Raw genomic sequence first — 2,530 nt, 5'->3', positions numbered from 1 at the left:
TACCGTACCCAGGTTGGCAACCCGGTAACGAAAGTGGGCACAGTAACCGGGATAGGCATCCCGCACACGAATACTTATCTTCTTCCCGTCACCGTGCACAAAAGCTTCCGCGCGGCCGGGTGCTGTGCTCTCACCCTCAACGGTGCAGTAAACGAAAACCGGCTCAATGCTGCCCGTGGCCACCACACCGTTGAATACCACGCCGTCCTGCCAGGACGCAAACCCCACGCCCAGAGCGCTCAGTGATATAACCATGGCCAGACAAATAAGGCCGACATGGTGACCTCGTTTAAACCTTGGCCTCATTTCACTTCCTCAACTTTCCGGTGCAAACTTTTATGAAAATTTTATCTTCAGCCGGGAGTACACTGCGTCAGGATTCTTTAAGCTTCTCACTGCCCGTTTGTCACTTTTTAACTATCACGTCTCATGGTATCAAAAAATGACCCTGCAGAATATCAGTCACAGGGATGAATCTCAGTCCTCCAGAGGTATGATGGCCGTTCACCCTCCCTGCACAAGTCAACCCGCAGTATTAATACCGCTTCATACCAATGTAAAAAGCGCCGGCATCTCAAGCCGGCGCCAACCAGTCAGTTAAAAGGCCAGGTTTAACTGGCCCTCTTGATCAGGGTCAAAAAGTCTCCACCCAGCTTGGTAACACTGCAGATCTTGCTCTTCCCCTCGGTGGAAACGTCAACCAGGCCCAGAGCATAGAGCTGCATGACCACATGGTCCAGAACAGCCCTCTTCACCTTGGCCGTCAGGGAAAGTTCCTCCTTGTTCATGCTCCCCTGTTCCACCAGGGCGAGAAGGACCCTTTCCGCTTCCGTAGGCAGGCGCTCACTAACCTTTTGAAAGTATTCCACCAGACTGATTCCCGTCACAGATTTCACCTCCCTTTGCAATCCCCGACCTTGCTAATAGTATGGTCATTTCTTTAACGAGATAATACGTTTTGCGCAAAATCTTTTAAAAAAAATTAAAGCGCGTTCATGAACGAACGCGCTTAATTTTTCCAACTAATTCTTCCAAACTGTAAAACGATGAGATTGTTATAAGTGCTTGTCAAGCAGAGCCTTAATTTCCTTCTTGGTTTTAAAGCCAATGGAACGTTCTATTTCCTGGCCATTCTTGAAGACAATGAGAGTTGGAATGCTGATAACTTTATAATCCGCCGGTGTTCTCTGGTTTTCGTCTACGTTAAGTTTGGCTACCTGCACCTTACCTGCATATTCCGCAGCTATTTCCTCCACTACCGGGGCAATCATCTTACACGGGCCACACCACTCAGCCCAGAAGTCCACCAGTACCGGGACCTGAGCTGCCGACACAAACTCTCTAAAATTAGCATCTGTCAACGTATGGATGTTCTCGCTGGCCACACCTTTCTCCCCTTTCCCAGATAAACTGTAAATCACCCTCACTCTCCCACCGGGACAACTAACTACCTTCTAATTATAATACCCCTCAAAAGTCCCTGTCAATTCGTTAAACAGTATAGCCACCGCAGGAAAGCAGGCCGCGTACGACCAGCCCGGCCAGGATAAACCCGGCGACCGGGGGCACAAATGAAATGCTCCCCGGCACTCCATGGGCCTCGTACCCGGAGTACCCGGACCCGCACCTCCTGGGAGGTTCCGTGGAAAAAACCACGGTAACCCCGGAAGTGATGCCCAGCTGGCGCAGACGACGCCGGACAACGCGGGCCAGGGGACAAACCGCACTGCGGGAGATATCCGCCACTTTAAAAGCAGCAGGGTCGAGCTTATTGCCCGTCCCCATACTGGAAACCACAGGAATATTGGCACGAACACAGCTGGCAATGAGGTCGACCTTGGCGGGAACATCATCAATGGCATCAACCACATAATCAGGTGCGGGGTTGAAAAACTGCTCCGCCAGCCCGGGCAGGTAACGCTCCACTTTTGCTTCGACCTGGATGTCCGGGTTTATGAGCCTCACCCGTTCCATCATCAATAAAGCCTTGGGTTCCCCAACGGTAGAAATCAGGGCATGAAGCTGGCGGTTAATGTTGCTGGGGCTGACCCGGTCAAAATCCACCAGCACCAGATTCCCCACCCCTGCCCGGGCCAGGGCTTCGGCGGTGTAAGAACCCACCCCTCCCAGACCGAAAACCGCCACCCGGCTTCTGGCGAGTATTTGCAGACCCCTTTCGCCGATCAGGAGTTCCGTGCGTGAAAAACGCCCTTCCACAGCACACCACCTTAAAAATGAGAAAAGGTTTCCGGTTCAGGGCCGGAAACCCTGGTAAGTAACCGTTACAAAAACCCCACTAATGCCGTGAACCCTCAAGTTTCTTGAACCCGGTCTCACAAGGTGGGTGCCCTCCTGACTGCTTTTTGTGTCCTCACTGGCGAGGCATACAAGCCACAGCCAGAGGCCAGGCTCCCTTTGTACAGGTGTTGGCTCAAAACTTCAAGGAGTCCACGTACATAGCAGGGTATTTGCCCTTGCAGCTATTATGTTAACACAAACCGGGGCCCTTGGCAAGTGCCTTGTGGTTATC

4 protein-coding genes and 1 other RNA gene are annotated in these 2,530 nt (G+C 52.1%); all 5 read right to left on the bottom strand.

Annotated features, from left to right (window positions below):
• A partial coding sequence (locus tag ACPLUI_RS13795) for a hypothetical protein (RefSeq protein ID WP_424660822.1) occupies positions 1-306 on the bottom strand: 306 nt, incomplete at its 3' end.
• A 305-nt stretch (positions 307-611) separates the two neighbouring features.
• A complete protein-coding gene (locus tag ACPLUI_RS13790; RefSeq protein ID WP_424660821.1) occupies positions 612-887 on the bottom strand; it encodes a transcriptional regulator in 276 nt (91 codons plus the stop codon).
• Positions 888-1,055: 168 nt separating this feature from the next.
• Complete coding sequence (trxA, locus tag ACPLUI_RS13785; RefSeq protein ID WP_424660820.1) at positions 1,056-1,385, bottom strand: thioredoxin; 330 nt, start codon at positions 1,383-1,385, stop codon at positions 1,056-1,058.
• 106 nt (positions 1,386-1,491) lie between these two features.
• Positions 1,492-2,217: a tRNA threonylcarbamoyladenosine dehydratase gene (locus ACPLUI_RS13780; RefSeq protein ID WP_424660819.1), complete on the bottom strand. Its 726-nt coding sequence runs from the start codon at positions 2,215-2,217 to the stop codon at positions 1,492-1,494.
• Between the two features lie 69 nt (positions 2,218-2,286).
• Positions 2,287-2,469: non-coding RNA, 6S RNA (gene ssrS / locus ACPLUI_RS13775), on the bottom strand.
• Positions 2,470-2,530: the final 61 nt, after the last annotated feature.

Origin of the sequence: Desulfofundulus sp., assembly GCF_049701015.1 — a bacterium.
Classification (GTDB): domain Bacteria; phylum Bacillota; class Desulfotomaculia; order Desulfotomaculales; family Desulfovirgulaceae; genus Desulfofundulus.
Note: the sequence above shows the minus strand (reverse complement) of the source record. Positions and strands in the feature narration are given on the sequence as shown.